This is a genomic window from Candidatus Poribacteria bacterium (assembly GCA_026706025.1).
Lineage (GTDB): Bacteria > Poribacteria > WGA-4E > WGA-4E > WGA-3G > WGA-3G.
The window spans coordinates 184,120-206,865 of record JAPOZO010000063.1; the positions used below are offsets into that span (position 1 = coordinate 184,120).

Genomic DNA, 22,746 nt, shown 5'->3' on the forward strand with positions numbered 1-22,746 from the left:
CCAGTCATGAAAAACTACAGTGTCAGAATGATCCGTGAGAACATGGAGAATATTCCCCAATTCCCTATTCCAAAAGGTTTTGCGATCCGCAATTACCGTCCCAATGAAGGGCATATCTGGACGCGGATTCAAAAAGCGGCAGAACCCTACATCGACATTGATGATGGACTTTTTGCGCGTGAGTTTGAACGCGATTTTTTGGCGATGGAGGATCGGAGTTTTTTCCTTACCACGGACACTGGCGAAGAGATCGGCACAATCACGGCGTGGTGGCAACCGGATATGGATGGCAAAACTTGGGGACAGATCCATTGGGTGGCAGTTCACCCGGACTATCAAGGGCATGGGTTATCTAAACCGATGATGTCTGTAGCGATGACGCGCCTGAAGCAGTCCCACGAGTGTTGTTTTCTCGGCACGTCAACTGGACGAATTGCGGCGGTCAAAGTCTACCTTGATTTCGGGTTTATCCCAGACCTTTCGCGTGAGAATAGTCAAGAGGCTTGGACAGAAGTCGCATCTGTCATAAAACACCCGATTTTGAGAACGTACGGTTTTTTAAGGTCAACTACCCAAGTCTAAAGACTTGGGCTTGTGCGAAGCGTATACCCAACGTCCACTCCACAAGTTAAACAGTTTTCTACAGTAAAATATCGCGGTATCTCTGTGTGGTAGCACATCCAACGTTTCGGATACTCCCCTCGTCTGATTCACTTTTGGATACTGCGATCTGGAAGGGGCAACACACAACCCGTAAGGGAGACTACAAACGATGTTTGTTCCAGTCAAGAGCAAGTCGGGCAAGAAACTTATGCCGACACACCCAAACAAAGCAGGGATGCTTATCAAAAAAGGCTTAGCGACACCTTATTGGTCTAACGGTATCTTCTGTATTCGGCTTAACTATGAGACTGAAGAAGCATACACGCAAGATATAGTTGTCGGTGTAGACCCCGGCAGTCAGAAGGAAGGTCTCACCGTCAAATCCGAATCTCATACGTATTTGAATATCCAAGCGGACGCTCATAGCGGTGTCGGCAAGAAAGTTGCCAAGCGTCGTGAACTGCGTCGGAGTAGACGTTCGCGTAAGTGTCCGAATCGCAGGAACAGAAAGAACCGGAATGCGGGGAAGGCAAAGATACCTGCGGGCACACGGGCGAGATGGGATTGGAAACTCCGGATACTGGATTGGCTATCAAAGTTGTATCCCGTCACGCATGTGTGTGTAGAAGACATTAAAGCACGGACAATAGAACGTGCGAAGAAATGGAATCAATCGTTTAGTCCATTGGAAGTCGGTAAGCAGTGGTTCTATGCGGAAATCCGAAAGCGGTGGCAGTTGCTAACATTACAAGGGTGGGAAACCAAAGAAATACGCGATCGGTTAGGACTCAAGAAGTCTTCTGACAAGTTAGCAGAAACCTTTAACGCACATTGCGTAGATTCTTGGTGTCTGGCACATCACACCGTAGGGGGTGTTTCTATTCCTGAGAATACCGATATATTCTGTATAGCCCCTATCCGCATCAAACGCAGGAGTCTCCATAGAGAACAAGAGGCAAAAGGCAGGCAGCGAGATAGATATGGCGGCACTGTGTTAGGAAACGGTCTCGTCAAAAACACATTGATAAAGCACGCCAAATATGGTCTGACACGCCTTGCGGGTGTGAATGCCAAAGGTTTATTCTCTATCTATACGCTTGAAGGGAAACGCCTGACAACAGGTGCGAAACGAAACGATTTTAGAGTGCTAACACGCCTTAACTTTAACTATAGGAGCGGGCATTCCTCCCAAACCTAAAGGATTGGGGCTCCTGCCCGAAGATTAGATGAAACACAGATTAATTCTAATATCCTATCTCATTTTAATAGTATTCGGATTCATCTTCAAAACACCCGCGCAAGATAGTGAACCTGTGCCGGTCACCGGTATACGCGTGTTGACATTAGAGGCTGTGAATTCAGGCAAGGCAGATTTGTTCTCAGCACCTTGGAAGTATCACCCGGGTGATAACCGAGAATGGGCAAGCCCAACTTTTGACGATACCGCGTGGAAATCCACGAGTACACTGCTATCTCGAAAGAAACTCTCCGAAAAGGAGTGGGAGGGTATCGGTTGGTTCAGACTTCATCTGTCTCTTCCTGATGAGCAGCTCTGGAATTTGCCGTTGGCACTCCATGTGACGTATCAAATGGGTGCGTCTGAAATCTATCTTGACGGGGAGTTGATTTATGAATTCGGGACAGTGGGAACACGGGAGGGAGAAGAAAAACCATATTGGGAGCGAGATCCACAGGTAATTTTGTTTTCAGGAAAAACTGACCATCTCATCGCGGTTCGGCATTCTAATTTCTCTTCTGATCCGTCGATGCCTGTGCTCGGTTTCGGTCTTAAACTGACACGGTTAAATTCAAACATTAAATCGCGTGTCGCTATTGTTCACGAAAGCACCACTTTTCAGATGGTGTGGACGGCGATTTCGGTTTTCATGATGCTGCAGCACCTGTTACTGTTTATCTTTTATCCGCGGGCACGAGAAAACCTCTATTTTGCGATCTCGACAGGGAGTATTGGGGCTTTTGTTTTTCTTTTTTTCCAACTTGGTCTTTTAACAAATCCAACACAAATTCTGTTTCTACTTCAGTTACTTGCGTGTGTCTATGTACTGATATTTTTGGCGGGAATGCGATTTCTCTACACGCTCTTTTATCCGAAGTTGCCCAAACTGTCTTGGTTCTTTCTTATCGGTTGGGTTATAACTATCTGTTTGATCTTCCTTCGTTTTGATACTGTCCCAACGTTCCGGGCAACTACAGTATATATCGAAGTGGCTAATGTCCCAATTCAATTAGAGATAACACTCGCTGGGTTTCTACTCCTACAACTGTTAACCGTCCTCACGTTTTTAGAGATGGCGCGTGTGATTATCGTCGCCATCTTCAAGAAGAAAGATGGCGCGTGGATTTTTGGGCTAGGCTCGCTCATGCCTATTATCCTGCCGTTCATGTTCGATTTTTTCGTCTCATATACAAAATATGATGGAAACATAAGCTGGCAATTTAGTACGCTCGCTATCACCCTCGCGCCACTTTTCTCAATGTCGGTATATCTTGCTCGTAATTTCTCTCGAACGAGACGGAAACTTGAGACGGAGGCACTTGAGCGTCAGCTTTTGGAAGTTGAAAACACCCGAAAAACGGAGGAATTGGAAGCAGCGCGTGAACTTCAGTTGTCAATGCTACCGCAAGCTCCACCGCGATTGCCTAACCTTGATGTCGCCTTTGAGATGCGACCTGCGACAGAGGTCGGTGGCGACTATTATGACTACAATCTCACGGCGGACGATCGGCTCACGATTGCAGTTGGAGATGCTACAGGACACGGCATGAACGCCGGACTTGTCGTTTCCGCTGTTAAAAGTCTTTTCAAAACATCGCCACCGGAGGCAGGGAACTTGGAGACGCTTGAACGAATCTCACAGGGTGTTAAGAGCATGAACCTGAAACGGTTGTACATGGCAATGACGCTCGCTACACTCAACGGCAACAAACTGACGCTGGCAGGAGCAGGGATGCCGCCTGCACTCATCTATCGAGCAGAAGAAAACCAAGTTGAGGAGATACTTCTTGAAGGGATACCATTAGGAGGCTTCATCGGAGCTGAGCGAGAAGAAGCATCATTGGATCTCCAGGGTGGTGATACGGTTTTGCTTATGAGTGATGGGCTACCAGAGATGTTGAACCCTGAAAACGAGATGTTAGATTATCCAAAAACGAAGGAACTGTTTGAAGAGGTAGCAGATCAACCCCCGGATGCTATTATTGATCATCTTTTCAAAGCGAGCGCGTCGTGGGCGGACGGGGAACCGCAGGCGGATGATATAACGCTTGTTGTCATTAAGGTGAAGTAACTTATTTTTTCTCCAAACGCGCAATCAATTGCGCTATTATTTTCTAAGGAGCTTTCATTATGACTGCGACCATAACATCGTCTCTCACCGAGCGACAGATCGCAGACTACCATGAAGATGGTTATATAATCGTGCGTAATGTTTTATCCGCGAAAGAAGCGGATGAGCTGCGGCGCGTCGTCCAACATGAGGTGAAACGCGACGCTTATCCGTCAACCCTTAAGTATCCGCAACCGGCGAAGTACACCGTCAGCGGCAACCGACTCGCTGAACCCGGACTCACTGCGATTGTTGAACATTCAACGGTTATTGGTACTGTGGAATCTGTGCTTGGGCAACCGGCGCATCTCACTGCTTACGTCGCCTATCTACGAACACCTGGTGATAAGGGTGCTGGTGCACATTGCGACTACAAACGCTGGCGACCTGTCGGTTCATCAATGAATTGGGTGTTTGCGATTATTCCGCTGACCGATTTCGATGCAGCGTATGGCCCCTTCCTCGTGTCCCCCAAATCGCACAAACTGACGCAGGTGATTGACAAAGATGCACGTATCTTGGACCTCACCCGTCCCGATGCGAAACAGTTGGCACCCTTCATTGATCCCGAACTCAAGGCAGGCGATCTGCTTGTCGTCAACGAGCATGTCTGGCATAAAGCACCCGCGGGAACCACGACTGAAGACCGATGCGGTATTTTCAATAAGTATTGTGCAGTGAACGCACCCCCCGCAGCGGGGTATTACCCTTACAACCCTGTCGCGTTGGAGGCATTAAGCGATGACGGTAAACGTCTCATACCCGTCTGTTTTGACAAACCGATTGCGACGACACGTCTCCTTATTGAAGATACATCAACGCAAGAATCAAAGTTTTTACTGCATCGTAACGGAGAATGGAAATTGCCGGGGGGTGAAGGTTGGGAAGAGGAGAAACTTGTCGGTTGGGATGTTGGCGCACGAATCGGTTCGATGCAAGAACTTGCTAAGACCCAACTTGATTTGGAAGTGCCGTGGATGTCCTACATTGAAGATGTTGAGACGGAAGACAGTATCTGTCGGGTCTACGGTTTTTCTGATGAGAATCTTGACCTTGATGCTCTCGCAAACGATGGCTACGACTGGTTTACAGAATCCGAGATGCGACAACGCCTCGGTGAGAGTCACACTATCTGTCGTGCGGTGGATACATGGTATCAGGCAGATATTATTCGCGGCAAAGGCAAGGCATGCCATCAAAGTCGAACCCAATTTGATCTTTAAACTATTGGGTTTCTGCTCGGTTTTCTCCGTTGTCGAAAACCGGTTTTTGCTTAGACGGGCAATGAATTGCCCTACTACAAACGGTCAGGTTCGTAGTAGTGCGATTCATCGCACGTTCCGGCATTACCGAATTAATAAATTAATCTTCATTCAACCTCGCCTACTCTCCCCTCTCAAGCCGCTTTTTCTGTTCCTCCAGCATTTGCTTTTGACGCTTAACACGTTCTGGTACTAAACGTTCCCGCGGTGCTGTCGGCTTAAAGTCCAAACGATCTTTCCCCAATCCATCTAATACTGCTAATTCCACCGGCGAGAAATCGTCCGGGTTCTCACGATTGAAATTCATCGGTTCCGCGAGACCGACGGGTGGGTTCGTAATAAAACGCGCACGGCGAGACGGGTTCTGTGATGCGGCGTGTAAGATGAAAGGATGCAGTAATACAACATCCCCCGCGTTTCCAGTAATCTCTACAAAATCTTTACATTTGCCAATGAGTTTCCCAAAACCGCTGCTTGGTAACAACCCTTCTGGGTGTTCATATAACCACTGTGCAACATGCTGGACAGAATCGCACGCTACAAACGTTCCACCACTCTGTGGATAGATATCCGACCAGACAACGATTGTGAGCAATCCTTGTTCTGGGCTATCCAAGAAGTGGCGGAAAAAATCGCCATCCTTATGCCAACCGCTCACCTCTGGAGAAGGTGGTTGCCAAGGTGTGTCCGCGCCTAACGCAAAGTTGATAATAAAGCCGTCGCCCCATGTCGGTTTTGCGTTATCCCGAAGATTGATAACCCTGTCTTCACCACCGACAAGATCACAGATAGCATCCCATGCCCTCGGCGCGATTTCCTGAATCGGCACGCGATTCATCGAAGGTAGATGGATGCGCGGTTGCTCCCACGTCCCTGGATCATCGGGATCATAACCGAGTCGTTTAAAAGCGAACGCCTGCCACTCTTCCGCCAATTCGCGTGGGAAGCAGTCCTTTAGAACAATATGCCCTTTCTCAATGAAATGATTAACATCTGATTTGGTAAGTGTTTTGTAGGTTCGTCCCATCTATTGCCTCTTTATTGTATGTTCGCCAGCAGCGTTTCTGCAAGTTTTGTTGCGAACTCGTCGTCGTTAATGTGAGCATCCATTTCAATAACTGTGACATTGTCGCCGATGTGTGCTTTCAAATTGTCAATCCATGCAGTTCTTGCTTCGGGTGAATCAAAGGGTTGCCCTGTTTTGTCAATCGCTGATACGCCTTGTGTTGGAATAATAACCGTAGTGGGTCCCTGCGCTTCGCTGAGTTTGCGTGCCATGGTACGTCCGAGTTCAGCGGTCTCTTCGGCAGTTGTTCGCATCAATGTTACTGTTGGATTATGCTGATAGAACAGCCTATCGCTAAATTTCTCTGGCACAGTGTCCGGTGGACCGAAGTTCACCATATCCAATGCGCCGGGCGCGACAACTTGTGGCAGTCCCGATTGACCTGCGGCTTCCAACCGGTCAGGTCCAGCACTCAGAATTCCGCCTACCAATTCGTCGGCGAGCTCAGTCGTCGTTGCATCTAACACCCCGGCAAGAAAACCACCTTTGACGAGGTCCTCCATCGCTTGGCCACCGGTGCCAGTTGCGTGAAACACGAGAACTTCATAGCCAGCGGCTTCAAGAATTTCTCGCGCTTTTGTAACACACGGGGTCGTCACACCGAACATCGTCGCTGCGATTAAGGGTTTGTCCGCTGCTGCCGCCGCCGGCGCTTCCGTACTCACCATCCCAACGATTGCACCCGCTGCGTTGGCGAGAATTTGTCGGGACAAACGGTTAATACCAGCGATGTCTACGACAGAGTACATCATACAAATATCTTTTGATTGTACATAAGGACTGGTATCACCCGATGCCAATGTGGATACCATAATTTTCGGAACACCCACAGGAACTGCCTGCATCGCCGTTGTGCCGATGGTCGTGCCTGCGGAGCCACCGAGGGAGATGATCCCGTCAATCTCACCTGCAGCCTGTTTTTCAGCAACAAGTACTGCCGCACCCTGCGCCATCACGGTGACGCTATTGCCTCGGTCACCTTCGTCTCTTAACGCTTGTAGAGAGGATCCTCCGGCTTGTGCAACTTCATCCGCAGAAATGTCCGGTGTTAATTGTGGGTCTCCTAATATTCCTGTATTGATTACGCACGTTGAAACCCCTGCTGATTCTATCTGCGTTTTGATGAATGCGAATTCTATGCCTTTCGTGTCCATTGTCCCAACAATGCCTACCGTTTTTGCCATCCCTGACTCCTCCACTTGTTGTATAGATTTAGGATTGCCTTACAATTGTGATAGGATATTCCATTTATAGCAGCTAATTATAGGGCGCGTAGTGAGAGGTGTCAAGCGATTTTTTAAATTGACACAACTTGGAAGATGTGATACACTAAAAACGGTTGTCAGTCTGCCTGGCAGTGAGAGTGTTCAGTTATCGGCAGCTATGGGAACCATAAACTTCTTTAACTGGCTACTGATAACTATTTTGTCCGTGCTATGTCAGATTAGACATGTATGAGCAGATTGCGGAGGAAAATGTGAAACCAATTGATTTGAAACAAGCAGGATTAACATCAATACAAATTTTAGTTGTCGTCGTCGTCCTTGGGATTATTGCCGCTGTGCTTTTCGCACCTCGGTTGCTCGGACAAGCAGGACGTGCGCTGCAAGCACAAGCCGATGCCGACATTGAAACGCTTGGCATCGCGCTGGATAGATATGCCAAAGATAACGGAGATTATCCGTCAACTGAACAAGGCTTGAAGGCACTCTGGGAAAAACCTGAGGCACCGCCGATACCTATAAATTGGCTGCTACCCTACATCCAGATCCCAATTACTGAGGATCCGTGGGGGAACCCTTATATCTATATCCGTCCCGGCATACACGACCGGTACGGGTACGATCTCATCTCGTTCGGAAGTGATGGTGTTGAAGGCGGAACAGGCGAGGCTGAGGATGTTGTCAGTTGGATCCGGCGGGATGAATAAGTCAGAAGAGTGGTGATTAGTTATCAGTTTTCAGCACGATTTTTTTCAAAAAATCTTTCGGTTGTCAGTTAAAAAAGAAAGTTGACTGAATCATGTCTCCCTCTTTAACTGAAGACCGATAACTGAAAGCTATTCCGCGGGGGTGCTTATGAAAATTACGCATATTGACGTTATCAAAGTGAAAGTGCCGTATCATGAAGGCATCTACGAGTTGATGACGCGTCGTAATCTGTATCAGATTGATTACGTCTACAAAGTCTATACCGATGTCGGACTTGTCGGACTTGGTGACGGTGCACACCAGGCGGACGAAGTCGTTCAACGCTATATCGGCAGAAATCCGTTTGAGTTTATGAACGGTTGGGCACCCACACCGCTTCAGCAAGCATTTTACGACATCATGGGCAAAGCACTCGGGGTTCCGGTGCATCGGCTTCTGGGCGAAAAGGTTCACGACAAAACCTCGTTCGGCTACTGGTCTATTGACATGACACCAGAGGAGTGGGCAGCAGAAGCGAAACACGCTTACGCCCTCGGCTATCGGCTCCACAAAATTAAGGCACGCCCATGGTTTGAAGTACTTGAGCAGGTCGAGGCAATCGCCTCTGTTGTGCCGGATGATTATCGGCTCCGCGTTGACGCGAATGACTCGTTTGAGACACCGGAACGCACACTTGAGGTTGCGCGCCACCTTCAAGATTACAACATAGAGTCATTTGAAACGCCGATTCCACAAGCCGACATTGAAGGTTATCAAAAAATTAAACGCCAGACTGACATGCCGATAACAATCCACTTCGGGAACCCGGATCCGATTGAAGCGATTCGGGCAAAGATGAACGACTCGTTTATTATTGCCTATCCCGACTCACGCGCTGCCAATGCCAAACGCGAAGCGACTATCTCGAATGCTGCACATCTTCCCGTCTGGATACAGATTGTCGGACTCGGTATCACAACTGCTTACGTCATGCATCTTGCCGCGGTGATGCCGAATGCCACCATGCCATCGATGACGCTTAATGCCTTGCGAGCCTATGATCTCGTCACACCATCAACGATTCCGCTTGTTGATGGGTATGCAACTGTTCCAGATAAACCCGGATTAGGGGTTGAATTGAATGAGGACGCACTTGACAATTGCCGCGTCTAAGGAGGGAGAAGTGAAAAGCGTAATTTCTGTTTGCCAAACGCAAGTTTTCATAGTCATTTTGAGTTTACCAATCCTCATGATCGGGTTCGGTGTTAACGCACACGCTGCAAAACTCGGTTTGGCGAGTGCTTGGCTCTTTGAGGATAACGGTGGAAAGGTTGCCAAAGATATCGTCAGCGGACACGATGGTGATATTAAGGGTAGCCTTGAATGGGTAAAAGACGGCAAATTCGGCGGTGCATTGAAATTCCCCGGCAAAGGTGATAGCTACGTCCGTGTTGATCACGACGACGTTTTCAACGCTGATCCCTACTCGTTTGTCGCGTGGGTGAAATTGGAAAACGCCTCGTGGCAATATGTTGTTTGGCGGAACGGAGATGTCTGGCCCGAACCAGAAAATGTGCGCCATCTTGATATATGGATTCACACTGACGATTATCCGGTCTTTATGTGGCACGTCAAGGGAAACGTCGGGCGTATTGATGGTAAAACGATCATTGCTGATGGTAAGTGGCATCACATCGCTAAAATCTATGATGGCAAAAACGTTCAGATGTACGTTGATGGAAAAGTAGATGGCGAGAAACCGAGCGGTGGGACGCTGGATACCAGTGAATCCCCAATCTGGATCGGCGCGCGACCTGGCAATGTTGCTGCAACTGGGCTTTTTGACGAAGTTGGGTTCTTCACCGAAGCACTCTCTGAAGACGAACTCAACAATGTCATGGATAATGGGTTAGCTGTTTATGCTGCTGTGGATGCAGCTGGAAAAGCGACGACAACTTGGGCTTTGCTAAAAACAACAAGGTAAAATAATAGGCACACCCTTGTGCTGTAGGGGCAGGTCTTGTGCCTGCCCATTGTATGCCTAAAAACGAGAAATGGAGAGAACGCATTATGCAAATGCACGTAGGTGGAGAATGGATTGACAAATCCGACAAGATTGACGTACTGAGTCCGTTCGACGGTTCAGTTGTTGATACCGTCCCCAGAGGAGACGCAAACGACGTTGAAACTGCTATTCGGACCGCAGAACGCGGCGCGAAGATCATGGCAGGAATGACAGGCTATGAACGCTATGAAATTCTGCGGAAAGTGGCGGATTTGATGGTCGAACGCGCAGGCGAACTCGCTGAGGTGATTACCCGCGAAGAAGGTAAAATCTTAGCCGAGGCAACGGTTGAAGCCACACGCGCTTCTGAAATCATTGCGCTCTCAGCAGAGGAATCAAAACGGTTAACCGGCGAAACGATTCCACTTGAAGGCGCGCCCGGTGTCAAAGACAAACTCGGCTTTACGGTACGTATGCCGTGTGGTATCGTTGCTGGTATTAGCCCCTTCAACTTTCCGCTGCACCTTGTTTGTCACAAAGCCGGTCCCGCAATCGCCGGTGGCAACGCAATTATCATCAAACCCGCGACGGACACACCGCTTTCCGCATTGAAACTCGTTGAACTCTTTTTAGAAGCAGGCACGCCCCCTGAAGCGATTCAGTGTGTGACGGGACCCGGCGGCGAAATCGGTGATACCCTCTGTGCAGACCGGCGCGTCCGAAAAATTACCTTTACTGGCAGCCGTGATGTCGGCGAACATATCTGTCGGGTCGCTGGATTAAAGCGTGTCACGATGGAACTCGGCTCAAATTCTCCGCTCATCGTCATGCCCGATGCCGACCCTGAAAAGGTTGCACGAGCGGCAGCAGCGTCTGGTTACTCTAATGCAGGACAGGTCTGCATCTCAACGCAGCGCGTCATCGCACATGAAAAAATCTATGGTGATTTCTTAGATGCGTTCCAGGCGGAAGTCGCCCAAATCAGTACTGGCGACCCACTCGCAGAAGGGACACGCATGGGACCCATGATCCGAGAAGGTGATGCCTCCCGTGTCGCCGAATGGATTCAGGAAGCCGTCTCGGACGGTGCGGAACTGCTCACCGGTGGCGAGAAGCAAGATCAGTTTGTTACACCCGCTATCCTCGCTAACGTCAAACCAGAGATGAAGGTCTCCTGTGATGAAGTGTTCGGTCCGGCTGTCGGCGTGACGCGTGTCAATGATATTGACGAGGCAATCGCACTTGCCAACGATACGAACTACGGACTGAGTGCCGCAATCTTCACGCAGAATGTCGACTGGGCAATGAAGTTCGTCCGTGAGGTCGAATCTGGTAACTTGATGGTAAACTGGGGCACACAGTGGCGTGCGGACTTGATGCCGTACGGCGGTGTCAAAGAGAGCGGTATGGGCAAAGAGGGGCCGAAGTACGCCATAGAAGAGATGACCGAATTGAAGATGGCGATCTTCCATTTGGATGGTTAGCGGGTTTTGACAACGGGCGGATGGTGTTATCTGCCCGTTTCCTTCACGCCTTTTGTGCCACCATACCAGCGAGGATACCGAAATGTGAATTGAACCGATACATTTTCAACTGAAAACGCTTGCAAATACCTTGTAAACTACGCCTACAAAATAAAAAAAGAGGCGAGGTTCAAAACCTCGCCAATAAGATTATCATTCTTCGTCGTCTGTTTTTGAGGCAGCGATGACCTTCTGTGCAACATCGTCAGGTGCGATGTCGTAGTGCGAGAATTCCATCGTGAAGTTACCACGCGCACTCGTCATCGACTTGAGATCGATCGAATACCGGAGCATCTCTGAAAGCGGAATGTTTGCCTGAATGATCTGCTTTTTCCCTGCCTGCTCAACACCCATCACTTGTCCGCGCCGTCCATTCAGGTCACCGATAATGTTTCCCATGAACTGTTCGGGGACTGTGATTGTAACATTCATAACCGGTTCAAGTAGACACGCATCGGCTTGTTCGGCAGCGGCAGCGAAAGCGATAGAACCAGCAATCTGAAACGCCATATCTGAAGAATCGACGGGGTGGTATTTACCATCATAGAGATCAATTTGGATGTCAACGATTGGGAAACCCGCAAGTAAGCCTCTATCCATTCTCTCGCGGATGCCTTTTTCGACAGCTGGGATATAGTTGCGCGGGATCGCCCCACCGACGATGTTGTTAACGAACTCAAAACCTTCGCCACGTTGCAAGGGGGCGAGATTTATCGTGACATCACCGAACTGACCTCTGCCACCGGATTGGCGTTTGTGCCGTCCTTGGACTGCCTGGACAGTTCTCCGAATCGTTTCTCGGTACGGGACTTTCGGTGGTTCAACATCCGTCTCTACGCCGAATTTATCTGCCATTCGCTCCCTATTGACGGTGATGTGCAGGTCGCCAAGCCCTGAGACGAGCAATTGCTTCGTGACTTCGTTCCGTTCAATTCTAAATACTGGATCCTCTTCAGACATGCGTGTGAGGGATGTCATCAACTTTTCATCATCGCCTTCACGCGTCGGGTGGATCGCGTAAGAGAGCACCGAGTTCGGGAAGTCAATACCTGCGAGTTGGATTGAGGCATCTCTATCGCAGAGGGTGTCGCCTGTTTGCGTCGCGGCAAGTTTAGTGAGTGCACCAATATCGCCTGCTTCCACTTGCGGCGTGCTAATCGCATTTTTGCCGTTCATGAACGTCGTTTTACCGAGGCGTTCAATTTCTCCACGCGTTGAATTACTAACTTGGGAATCCCCTTGCAACGTGCCGGAATAAACGCGGAAGAAGCTCAATTGTCCGGCAAACGGGTCAGCAATCGTTTTAAAAACAACTGCCGACATTGGCGCATCTGATGACGGTTCGCGGGTTTCTTCCGCATTCTCAGCACTTTTTACCGCCCCAACATTTACCGGAGATGGGCACCCATTTATGAGTGTATCCATCAATTGCTGCACGCCGACGTTGTTCAATGCCGTCCCACAAAGTACCGGTGCAAATTGGTTCTCAGAAATACCGAGTTGTAAACCGTTTTGAATTTCTTCGTCAGTGAGTTCGCCTTCAAAAAACTTCTCTATGAGTTCGTCATCGCTTTCTGCTGCGACTTCAACGAGTGCTTCACGCGTTTCTTCAGCCTGTGCCTCTAATTCTGCCGGGATCTCCGCTTTCGCGGCGCGCTTGTTGCCATCGGGGTGTAGATATGCCGCCATCTGTATCACATCAACGACACCTGCGAAATTGTCCTCTTTCCCAATCGGTAGTTGGATAGGGACAGCTCGGGTCTCTAAAATATCTTCAATGCTTGCGAGCGCGTTTTCAAAACTGGCGTTCTCTTTATCCATCTTATTGATAAAGATGAGACGCGGGAGCCCATATTTATCCGCGACTTCCCATACCTTTTCGGTGCCACCTTCGACACCGGTTGTCGCGTCAACAACAACGACGACTGCGTCGACAATTCGGAGTACGCTATAGAGGTCCCCGTAAAAATCTTCTGCGCCGGGGGTATCAATCAGATTTAGTTTGTGTCCTTCCCATTCTGCGATACAGACTGAACAATTGAGGGTGGTTTTACGTTCTATCTCATCAGCGGCATAGTCAGCTGCAGAAGTTCCACTATCAACAGCCCCCATACGCTCAATTGCACCACCGTTGTAAAGCATCGCTTCAACGAGTGATGTCTTGCCTGCTCCTGAATGTGCGATAATTGCAATGTTCCGGATCTCATCGGTTCTGTATTGTTTCATACGTCCAAAAATTTCTCCTTTTACTGTTAACCACTACGGAATAGAGTGAGCTATGCCGTTGAAATTACATTTTAGCACGATGCAACAAAAATGTCAAAGAAATTTTTGCGTGTGGTAGGGTTCGCTTCTCACGGTAGCATAAACTGTTGGTTTGTGCAGGGTTCTGTGGTGGCAAACTAATCGATTGGGTTCTTCTGGAGACGTGACTACCTCCAGTATCTGATCGGACGGGAATAGAATAGATTAGACAGCAAGGGTGGTTGGGTGGAAGGTTACAAGTGAGTACACCTCAGTGTGCTTTGGAGGCGGGGCGCGCGAGGTCGTCCCGCTATCGAATGTTATAAAAAAGGCGGCGAATAGGGAATCCACTGCATCTTCCTACTGATGTAAGTGTTCAGATTATTTTGTTGAAATTTTAACGGAATACCCACTTTCTGTCAGTTCCTCTTTGACGCTTATCCCCATAGAACGTAATTCGGCGATCGCCTCAGAATTTATGTTACCAATATCTTCAGGAGAATTACCGCGGGGATACAACCACTTATAATAAGCAAGCGTTTTTTTGTTCGTAGAGTTCGGGTAGAGTTTAACAAGTGCCTCTTGATATTCAATTTTTTCGTCCAAAGAGATCGGTGCATCGCTATCAAACTTTCGGTTAAACTCCATTACCGTATGCACTTCTGGTATATCGCCAAACTCCTCAAGCATTTGGTTTTGTTGAGCATTATACAATTCCTCACCCGACGTATCCGCGGTAATCAACGTACCACGCTCTATTGCCTCTTGTAACTCCAGATAATCAGAAAACGGATCGCTACTCTCTTGTTCTAATGTTTCAAGTGCTGTGTCGTTCTTCCAGTCAAAATCTAAAGGTTTCTCATTATTTTTCGCTGATTCCCGCGACGTTTCTGTGTTCTCACTAACCCGTTCTAAGTGAAATGAAGGCACAGGCTTATCAACTTCTAACACACTTGGAACAGTGCTGTCTTGAGGATTCTCTTTAATGGTAGGAGTTTTTGGAAGGCTATCCGCAAAATTGCGTGTGCTAACTTCGAGATATACACAGAAACCTACCAACACCACGAAAAAAACGCAAACAAAGATCATTGCTTTCATTTTCAGATTCCTTAAAGATGAAAACCCAGTCATAGCTGAGTCTTCATTCCTCTTGGTCCTTGCGCCACTCCTCAAGGATTTTTCTCTCATCTACAGACTCGAGTGGCTGCCCATTGGCTTTCGCCTGTAGATACGCTTCTAAAAATAATCGATTTAGTATGCGGTCAGGTTCTAACTTAAAGAGTGCTTGACGATAAGCAAAGAGTTCATCTATTGTCAAAGGTTGATTATCTCTGACTTTCATCTCAAAATCTATAACAATTTGAACTTCTGGAATATCTCCGTGCTTTTCTAAAAGTGCAACATGTCTTTCTTTTAAGTCTTCTATAGTGCCTTTCTTTGTTCGACCACCTTCAAAATCAGCGTGATCTTCGTATTCTGGAAGGTTCTTTATAACCTCGTCAACAAATTTTTTATTATGTTCATTCGGCCACAGAAAATAGACCGTCCGCGCAAAAGCCAATCCGATCTCGGGCGTTGAAACTTTATTTCTCCGATATTCTATGTAAAATCGGACGTGCGGCGTATCTCCGTGAGTCTTCAATACTTCCGCCTCAAAGTATTTCTCTAAGAGCTCCGGGTCTTTGGTTTGCCATAAGTCATCCGAGAACTTAAATGTTAATAGTTCTTCTACATCACTATCTGTTAACCGGACCCACCCTTTCGGATAGTATTTTATGTCTAAAGAGGGAATAGGCCCCATTGACGACTGACGGGGGACTATGGTTTCCGCGGGTGGGTCTGTTTCTCCACAACCGAAAAAAAACGACAAACTGAAGAGACAGATGAGTAAACTGAAAACTGTTTTCATGAGAGACTCCTTAACCAGAAACAAATACTATTATTTAGACAGTGCGCTCTGAAGACCTATTGGTGTTCTTCTACCTTATCCTTTTGAAGGGCTTCAAGGAGTTCTGCGTTTTTTTCATTCGGCCAAAGGACTTGAGATGCTTCAAGGTACTTGATCCATTGATCATCTGTAATCGGTACTTTTTTTGCTATTTGTAATTTATGTTCCCCGATGATGTGAACCTCCGGAATATCACCGAACTGCTTGAGAAGTTGGGCGTAAAAATACTCAGCATGTAATTCAGGATCTTCTGTTTTATACCAATCGCGTGGCGGATATTTATCATCGGTGTCATCTGTAGATGCCTGCTGTGGATAGGTTTGTTTCCAAGGATCATTCTTTTCAACTGTGGAATCAAATGCGCTATCATCTCGCCAGTCAACCTCATCATTGCTGGCAGGCGGTAGGGTGCCATGTGGATGATCATGGTCGTGCTCGTGTTGGACAGAGGATTTTGTTCTTTCAGTGTTGGTTTCAGTTATTGCACGCGTTTTGGGGTTTGGGATTACCATTTTATAGATTTTTATCGGTTCTTGCTGGGTGCGCGTGTTAAAGAAACCAAATCCGCCGATGCTAAGAACAAAAAGTGCAGCGAGTATCCAATGCCATTTTCGATGAAACATCAAAAAACTCCATGTATTGTTATATTCCGACTCAGGGGTTTTGTGTCACTATAGGTGTACTTGGTGGTTTTATACTTTTGTTGACTGAATCCCCAGATAATTCCGAGTGCTGGACATACCCACAAGAAACCTATCATTCCAATTCGGGCGACGATAATAACTCTTTCTGCAAGATATTTGTTGTTGGCACCATAGTTTTCTAGTTCCTGCGCGATGCTGTAGAATTCAAGTAGATCGCCATCCATACGTTCATTCATATAGTAACCTTCAAGATTTTCAAGATTATCTGTCTTCAGATAAAAAATAAAAGGAACTGCTATAAACCATAGGTACCCGACTGCAACGCCGAAGAAAAACCTAATCAGCAAAATTAATAAAAACAAAAAAGTCGATTTTGACTGCTGCCGGAACATAGTTTTTAGATTTTAAATTCCAAAGAAGGAGTTTTGAGGGATTTAGCGAACTGCCAATCCCTCAGAAATTAATAATTTAATTGACATCGGCGGTAGATTCATATCCAGGGTCACTTCCAGAACCAGAACCAGAACCAGAACTAAGGGTTTGGTCGATACTCCCTCTTGCCCTGCCGCGAGAGAATTGTCTCCTTACATCGTCTGCATCCCAATATCTGAGTTTCTCGGCTGCGGCACCCTTGCGCTCGTCATAGTACTTATCCGTTAGAGATTTACTCGCCCGTAGAGACCATTTAATAATTCCCGTACGGCGTGGTGTAGTTTCCGCCATTACGTCTATGGAGTATTCCCCTTCATGATGGAATCCCCAATCAGCATGGACTTTAGCATACGCTACAATTTCTATACCCTTTTTCCAAGCAAAGGGTTCGCCTGGGTAATCCACGTCAATCTGAACATGTGCTTTGGTTTCTAAAGTGCCTTCTGAATCTTCTGATCTACGGGTGCCAAACTTTTCGCTCTTTGAAAATGAATCTTCATTGTCTTTGTCACGGTTGTATGCCCAAATGGACGTTCCTCCGAGAAGTCCAAGTAGTAGGACGTAGGACAGTATACGTTTCATATTTCCTCCTAAGGTAAATTCAAAAATGTATAGGGATTGATTCCTCCATCTTCGTAAGTAACAATTTTAATGTCTGATGGAATGTCTGCCTCGGTAAAATCATCACCTTTCACTTCTATGATGTTTTCAAGACGATCACAAGCGTCCGGATCTCCTGCGATTTCAGATATGTATCGGTCACCTGTTTCACCATCCCATCTGATGTAGACTGTATTATCAATCGTTGGGTATACCAGACCATTTTCCATTGTTGCTCCGAAGGCATTTTTTCCTTGAGAGATAAGTTTTATCTGAACTCGAAGCATTAATTCATGATCCGCAGATTTCCGAGGCCATATATCAGCTGGCCACCCTTCTGGGAGTTCGGGATAAGGTCCAAACCCATAGGGTGAGACGGAGATATCTTCAACCGGTTCTTCCGATGAAACTATGTCATCGGGTAAGAACGCATCTTCTGCCACTTCAAGTAAATCCGCCTCATTAGGGAACGCTGTGATTTCCTCTGGTATCTCACTGGCTGTTTTGGTGTTTTCCACTGATGTTTCTACAAGGTTGTCATCGGTTTCGTTCGCGTTCTGAGCGTTAACCGCTTCTGCTCGGCGTATCTTGTTCTGTTTTTCAAGTCCCGGCAACAACTGATCATGCTGTTCTAACTCGGCTTCACTGGTGCGTTGGACGTGCCAACTATACAGCAGGCTCCCACCGACAACCACAACAAAGAAAATGAGTCCAACTTGGATCAATCTGTTTGAGAGTAAACCACGGAACATACAAGACCTCCTTGTGAATATGCATCATAGGGACTGATGGATATCTTTCAGACAGCACCTGAAAACCATCTATCTCTGTAAGGCACTCACCTACATAGTAGCAAGTATCATGCCAATGTGAGAAACCGCACTGTGACGGGATCTCACCATTTTTCAACTGGGAATATTTTTCACATGTGGGCATATTTTTCCACAGAACTGGTTAAAATATGCCCAGTGACACACCAAGAAGAACACTTCTGTCCGCGCTGCCGAGCGCGGATCTCAAGTCTATTACAACCCCGTGTCAGCAGTGTCGTGCCATACTAAGTTTCTTTACGCGTTATAGTCGTGTAACTTTTTGTGCAAGGTACGCCGATGTATCCCGAGGGTCTTCGCCGTTTTTGACTTATTCCCATTCTCTCGCGCTAAGGTTGCCAAGATGGCTGACTTCTCTATCTCTTTCAAAGTTGTCCCCGTCGGAAAGGGCAGCACGAAACGTTCTCCGGCGTTAGGGTTTGCTGCGGCTGTTGCATCCGCCAACGGCAATGCGTGGACTTGAGGCATCCGCACATCTTGTGGTAAGTGGTGCGGTAAGATTTCACCCCCTTCCGCTAAGAGGACGGCGCGACTTATGATGCCTTCCAACTCTCGGATATTGCCGGGCCAGCTGTAGGCATCAAATAACGAGAAGACTTCTGGATTTATATCTTCTATCTTTTGATTGGAAGAGTTGGCTTCCTTTTTCAAAAAGTGTGTTGCCAACGCGGGAATGTCTTCCCGCCGCTCCCGTAACGCCGGCAGCTGGATATGAAGCGGTTTCAATCGCTCATAGAGATCTCGGCGAAACTTGCCTGCTGCAACCGCTTCTATAAGGTCGATATTTGTAGCTGCAAGGACGCGCACTTTCACTGGAATCTGTTTTGTCCCGCCCATGCGGCGAATCTCGTTTTCCTGAAGGACCCGCAACAACTTTGATTGTAGAGGTTTGGGAAGTTCCCCGATTTCGTCAAGGAAGAGTGTGCCTCCCGATGCGGTTTCAAATAGCCCGATATGTCGCTGATCGGCACCAGTAAACGTACCCTTCTCATGTCCAAAGAGTTCACTTGCTATCAGGTTCTCCGCAATCTCCGCACAGTTCACGACGACCAGAGGGTGCATTGCATAAAGGTTCTCTGCGTGCAAAGCACGCGCGACCAGTTCTTTGCCTGTTCCTGTCTCGCCAGAAATAAGCACTATTTTAGCAGATTTTGCGAACGTGTCAATACGTTTCAGCACTTTAAGATGCGCTGGACTCTCACCGATAATATGGGCGTAATTCCCATGCAACTTCTCTCTTGATAACAGCATTTCGGACGGTGCCACCTTTTCTGCCCTTGGGGCGGTTATATAAGTCTTGAAGGTATCCTATTCATCTAACACTTCTTTTAAATCTGTAACTCAAAACTGAATGATGCTATTATCTAATACCTTCTCTATAATAGACATTGTAATCATCTTTACAATGTGGCTAATCTCCAATAAATTGTCTTAGGACTTACGCATTTCCTCTTAAAGTCCCTCTACCCCTGATAAGGGGGATATGGGGGGTTTAAAAGTCAAAAATCTATCATCCTGTACGAAGTTTGTGTAAGTTCTATTGTATTTCATGTAATGCAAAACAAAAATAGAGTCTTCATATTACTTTAACGCGTATGTCAGGACGAAAGGTTGCATAAAATAGATATTAGACATGATAATGGGTAAATTCTGACAAGATATGTTAGATTTAAGTTATAATTGGTTACAGTGATAAATTCTTGAAAGGAGGCACTTATGCAAAATCTTTTCTTTGCACTCGGTTCGGGTTTGAGCCTGCTGGGGGTTGTTTTTGGGGCATTTGGGGCACATACACTCAAATCAAAAATCTCGCCGGAGATGCTTGAGACTTTTGAGGTTGCGGTACGGTATCAGATGTACCACAGCCTCGGACTAATTGCAGCGGCGTGGGCGGTATCACAATGGCAGAACCAGCTCACGGCTGCATCAGGATGGTGTTTTTTGGCTGGCATCCTAATCTTTTCGGGGAGTCTTTATGTGCTGAGTCTCACGGGTATCCGGTGGCTCGGTGCGATTACACCTATCGGTGGGTTGGCATTTATTGTCGGTTGGGGTTGTCTGACCATCGCTGCGATCCGGGGTAGCTGAAAGTGATTGGCAAAGTCCATCCACGGAATAGACAGCCGCGTTTTCCGCTGCTACTGTGACGCCGTAGACAGTGCAATGCCGATAGTAAGTATACTGTCGGTGGCAACATCTTCAATATTTGAGCCATCGAGGTTGGCACGCTGAACCTTATATTTATGTGGAGTTGTCCAATATATTTTTCCGCCCGAAGTGTCTAAGGCAATACCAATCGGACTATTCGCATAATATATTTTTAGCCCTAAAATATCTAAGGGGATATTTATGGCAGTACCGATAAGTTTGCCATATCTAACAAAGAGAGTCTTGCGATTTGAACCATCGAGATTCGCAGACTGGATTTTACCGCTGAACTCATCTGCCCAATAAATTTTATTTCCATCCAAGTCCAGAGCGATCCCGTTTGGACCCAATAAAGCAGTGATGATGTCTTCAACATCTGAACCATTGAGATTTGCACGTTGAATCTTACTGGCACCAAGGTCTGCCCAGTACATTTTCCCATTGGGAACATCCAAGGCGATGCCACGTGGACTTTTCAAATCGGTAATAATGTCTTCAATGTCTGACCCATCAAGGTTGGCACGTTGAATCTTATTCGGCGTAGCGTTCCAGACGGTCCAGTACATCTTATTTCCATCAATATCCAGTGCAATGCCTTCCTTTATGCCTTTACTGGACGGAACCAGTTCCTCAACGTTTGAGCCATCCAAGTTGGCACGTTGAATCTTACAGCCGCTCGTCCAGTACATCTGACCGCCGAGAATGTCTAATGCTATACCAATTGGAGAGCATACGTCAGTAGTGAGGTTTTCAATGTCTGAGCTATCGGAGCGAATGCGCTGAATTCTACCCGATCTGTTTGTCCAATAGATTCGGACATCGTAGGGGCGATGTGCCCTCGCCCCTATAACAGATGATTCTTCAGATAATACCTCATGTGACATTTTCTCGTCTTTTTCATAAACGAGAAAAAAAATGACACATCCAGTTCCAATTAAAACGATAGCAAGTATTGATTTTTTTACCATAATTTGTTACTCTTTCAGGACTTACGCAAATTTAGCAGGCGATGGTAAATTTTGTAGTTTTAAACCCCCTAAATCCCCCTTATCAGGGGGACTTTAAGAGGAAATGCGTAAGTCCTATCTTTGATGATTACTATGCCCTAAGTTAGCACTCCAGTAAAATACGGATCAAATCAAAAACGGTATAAACGGACATAGAACCAATATATTTAATTCTATATATCATGTGTTACTGTGGTTTAATTATACTTTGTTTCCATTTAGCAGTCAACTTGGTAGGAATTTAGCCAGAGCCATTCCATTGTCCAAAGTCGCTTCAAAGATGGAAGACTAAATTGAGTAGAAGGTTGACAGATTACGCGCTGTTGTGTAAAATAGTTGGACTTTAGAGTAGTTGATAGGTTTCCAAAACTTACTGTGAAAACTCGTAAGGAAACCGAGCGAAAAATTTTGTGTTTAAAACCCCTATAAGGAGAATATCTCATGAAGCAGCTAAACGTTCAGTGCCTTTGTATATGTATCTGTTTCGCTTTCATATTAGCGATACACCCAGCATTAGCGATTCGTTACGAGTTTGATAGCGAGAAGGAGATTGCGGATTGGGAACTCGGGCCGCAGGCGACAGCGAAGGTCAAAGATGGTATGCTTGAACTTACTGTTGCCGGTGGGCAGAATTCGGGTATCTATTTCGGCGAAGATAACTGGAGTGATTACCGGATGGAAGTCAAAGCCCGGAAACTGGTTGGTCCCTATTTCCACCTGTTCGCACGGGTGCAGGAACCGGCAGTAGATTTCTATTTCATGGAAATCAGTTATAACTCGCATACCACTTCTCTGTTCATGTTTAGTGGTGGCGCTGCAAATGAGATTACGGGCGGTCCCCGCCCGAAACGTCCTGATTCAAAGGACGCCAAAGGTGGCGATTCCTATACCATTGTTTTTGAAACGGAAGGGGAAACCCTCAGAACCTACATTGATGGGAAATTGATGGTTGAAAACCAGGATAAGACCTACGATAAAGGTCGTCCGGGTTTAGGGGGCAGGGATTCAACTGTCCTCTATGAGTACGTAGAAATTAACGGTGAAGGTATCCCGCCGACAGCCGTTGAACCCGTTGACAAGTTAGCAACTATGTGGGGTGAATTGAAAGGTAGATAAATAAACATAAGGCGGGTTCCCCTGCCCGCCTATATTCACGTTCTAATAGGACATATAGGAG

At 46.9% G+C, this 22,746-nt stretch carries 21 protein-coding genes; 10 read left to right on the forward strand and 11 right to left on the reverse strand.

What is annotated here, in order from left to right:
- Positions 1 to 6: 6 nt before the first annotated feature.
- The 4 genes from OXH00_15670 (at position 7) to OXH00_15685 (ending at position 5,173) form a co-directional block, all read left to right on the forward strand.
- Complete coding sequence (locus tag OXH00_15670; GenBank protein MCY3742453.1) at positions 7 to 582, forward strand: GNAT family N-acetyltransferase; 576 nt, start codon at positions 7 to 9, stop codon at positions 580 to 582.
- A gap of 190 nt (positions 583 to 772) precedes the next feature.
- Positions 773 to 1,801, forward strand: coding sequence for an RRXRR domain-containing protein (locus OXH00_15675; protein ID MCY3742454.1), 1,029 nt, complete (start codon positions 773 to 775; stop codon positions 1,799 to 1,801).
- A 28-nt stretch (positions 1,802 to 1,829) separates the two neighbouring features.
- Positions 1,830 to 3,911 (forward strand): SpoIIE family protein phosphatase, encoded by a 2,082-nt coding sequence (locus tag OXH00_15680; GenBank protein ID MCY3742455.1) that lies wholly within the window; start codon positions 1,830 to 1,832, stop codon positions 3,909 to 3,911.
- 59 nt (positions 3,912 to 3,970) lie between these two features.
- Positions 3,971 to 5,173 (forward strand): phytanoyl-CoA dioxygenase family protein, encoded by a 1,203-nt coding sequence (locus tag OXH00_15685; protein MCY3742456.1) that lies wholly within the window; start codon positions 3,971 to 3,973, stop codon positions 5,171 to 5,173.
- 160 nt (positions 5,174 to 5,333) lie between these two features.
- On the opposite strand, the gene OXH00_15690 is transcribed toward OXH00_15685, so the two are convergent.
- Entirely contained in the window at positions 5,334 to 6,239 is a 906-nt protein-coding gene (locus tag OXH00_15690) for a phytanoyl-CoA dioxygenase family protein (GenBank protein MCY3742457.1), read from the reverse strand.
- A gap of 11 nt (positions 6,240 to 6,250) precedes the next feature.
- Positions 6,251 to 7,462 (reverse strand): Tm-1-like ATP-binding domain-containing protein, encoded by a 1,212-nt coding sequence (locus tag OXH00_15695; protein ID MCY3742458.1) that lies wholly within the window; start codon positions 7,460 to 7,462, stop codon positions 6,251 to 6,253.
- Positions 7,463 to 7,755: 293 nt separating this feature from the next.
- Between OXH00_15695 and gspG the strand changes: the two genes are divergently transcribed.
- The 4 genes from gspG to OXH00_15715 all read left to right on the forward strand — a co-directional run bounded on the left by gspG (position 7,756) and on the right by OXH00_15715 (position 11,677).
- The gene (gene gspG / locus OXH00_15700) at positions 7,756 to 8,208 is read left to right on the forward strand and encodes a type II secretion system major pseudopilin GspG (GenBank protein ID MCY3742459.1); all 453 of its coding nucleotides are present in this window, start codon (positions 7,756 to 7,758) and stop codon (positions 8,206 to 8,208) included.
- Between the two features lie 148 nt (positions 8,209 to 8,356).
- Positions 8,357 to 9,361 carry a hypothetical protein gene (locus OXH00_15705; protein ID MCY3742460.1) on the forward strand — a complete coding sequence of 335 codons (1,005 nt, stop codon included), beginning with the start codon at positions 8,357 to 8,359 and terminating at the stop codon, positions 9,359 to 9,361.
- A gap of 10 nt (positions 9,362 to 9,371) precedes the next feature.
- Positions 9,372 to 10,172: a LamG domain-containing protein gene (locus OXH00_15710; GenBank protein ID MCY3742461.1), complete on the forward strand. Its 801-nt coding sequence runs from the start codon at positions 9,372 to 9,374 to the stop codon at positions 10,170 to 10,172.
- Positions 10,173 to 10,258: 86 nt separating this feature from the next.
- Positions 10,259 to 11,677: an aldehyde dehydrogenase family protein gene (locus OXH00_15715; GenBank protein ID MCY3742462.1), complete on the forward strand. Its 1,419-nt coding sequence runs from the start codon at positions 10,259 to 10,261 to the stop codon at positions 11,675 to 11,677.
- Between the two features lie 192 nt (positions 11,678 to 11,869).
- Here the strand turns inward: OXH00_15715 and fusA are convergent, their stop codons facing one another.
- From fusA to OXH00_15755, 8 genes are all read right to left on the reverse strand, one after another.
- A complete protein-coding gene (fusA, locus tag OXH00_15720; protein MCY3742463.1) occupies positions 11,870 to 13,942 on the reverse strand; it encodes an elongation factor G in 2,073 nt (690 codons plus the stop codon).
- A 399-nt stretch (positions 13,943 to 14,341) separates the two neighbouring features.
- Positions 14,342 to 15,058: a hypothetical protein gene (locus OXH00_15725; protein MCY3742464.1), complete on the reverse strand. Its 717-nt coding sequence runs from the start codon at positions 15,056 to 15,058 to the stop codon at positions 14,342 to 14,344.
- Positions 15,059 to 15,101: 43 nt separating this feature from the next.
- Positions 15,102 to 15,869, reverse strand: a complete 768-nt coding sequence (locus OXH00_15730) for a hypothetical protein (protein MCY3742465.1) — start codon at positions 15,867 to 15,869, stop codon at positions 15,102 to 15,104.
- Between the two features lie 56 nt (positions 15,870 to 15,925).
- The gene (locus OXH00_15735; GenBank protein ID MCY3742466.1) at positions 15,926 to 16,531 is read right to left on the reverse strand and encodes a hypothetical protein; all 606 of its coding nucleotides are present in this window, start codon (positions 16,529 to 16,531) and stop codon (positions 15,926 to 15,928) included.
- Positions 16,531 to 16,788: a hypothetical protein gene (locus tag OXH00_15740; GenBank protein ID MCY3742467.1), complete on the reverse strand. Its 258-nt coding sequence runs from the start codon at positions 16,786 to 16,788 to the stop codon at positions 16,531 to 16,533. The genes OXH00_15735 and OXH00_15740 overlap by 1 nt, the downstream gene beginning before the upstream one ends.
- 232 nt (positions 16,789 to 17,020) lie before the next feature.
- Entirely contained in the window at positions 17,021 to 17,566 is a 546-nt protein-coding gene (locus OXH00_15745) for a hypothetical protein (protein ID MCY3742468.1), read from the reverse strand.
- Positions 17,567 to 17,574: 8 nt separating this feature from the next.
- Complete coding sequence (locus OXH00_15750) at positions 17,575 to 18,336, reverse strand: hypothetical protein (GenBank protein MCY3742469.1); 762 nt, start codon at positions 18,334 to 18,336, stop codon at positions 17,575 to 17,577.
- Between the two features lie 315 nt (positions 18,337 to 18,651).
- Complete coding sequence (locus tag OXH00_15755) at positions 18,652 to 19,665, reverse strand: sigma-54 dependent transcriptional regulator (GenBank protein MCY3742470.1); 1,014 nt, start codon at positions 19,663 to 19,665, stop codon at positions 18,652 to 18,654.
- A 465-nt stretch (positions 19,666 to 20,130) separates the two neighbouring features.
- On the opposite strand from OXH00_15755, the gene OXH00_15760 reads away from it, so the two are divergent.
- Complete coding sequence (locus OXH00_15760; GenBank protein MCY3742471.1) at positions 20,131 to 20,502, forward strand: DUF423 domain-containing protein; 372 nt, start codon at positions 20,131 to 20,133, stop codon at positions 20,500 to 20,502.
- A 50-nt stretch (positions 20,503 to 20,552) separates the two neighbouring features.
- Here OXH00_15760 and OXH00_15765 read toward each other — a convergent pair whose 3' ends face one another.
- On the reverse strand, positions 20,553 to 21,530 hold the full coding sequence (locus OXH00_15765) for an SMP-30/gluconolactonase/LRE family protein (GenBank protein MCY3742472.1): 978 nt from the start codon (positions 21,528 to 21,530) through the stop codon (positions 20,553 to 20,555).
- Between the two features lie 480 nt (positions 21,531 to 22,010).
- On the opposite strand from OXH00_15765, the gene OXH00_15770 reads away from it, so the two are divergent.
- Positions 22,011 to 22,685, forward strand: a complete 675-nt coding sequence (locus OXH00_15770; protein MCY3742473.1) for a DUF1080 domain-containing protein — start codon at positions 22,011 to 22,013, stop codon at positions 22,683 to 22,685.
- The last annotated feature ends 61 nt before the right edge of the window (positions 22,686 to 22,746 follow it).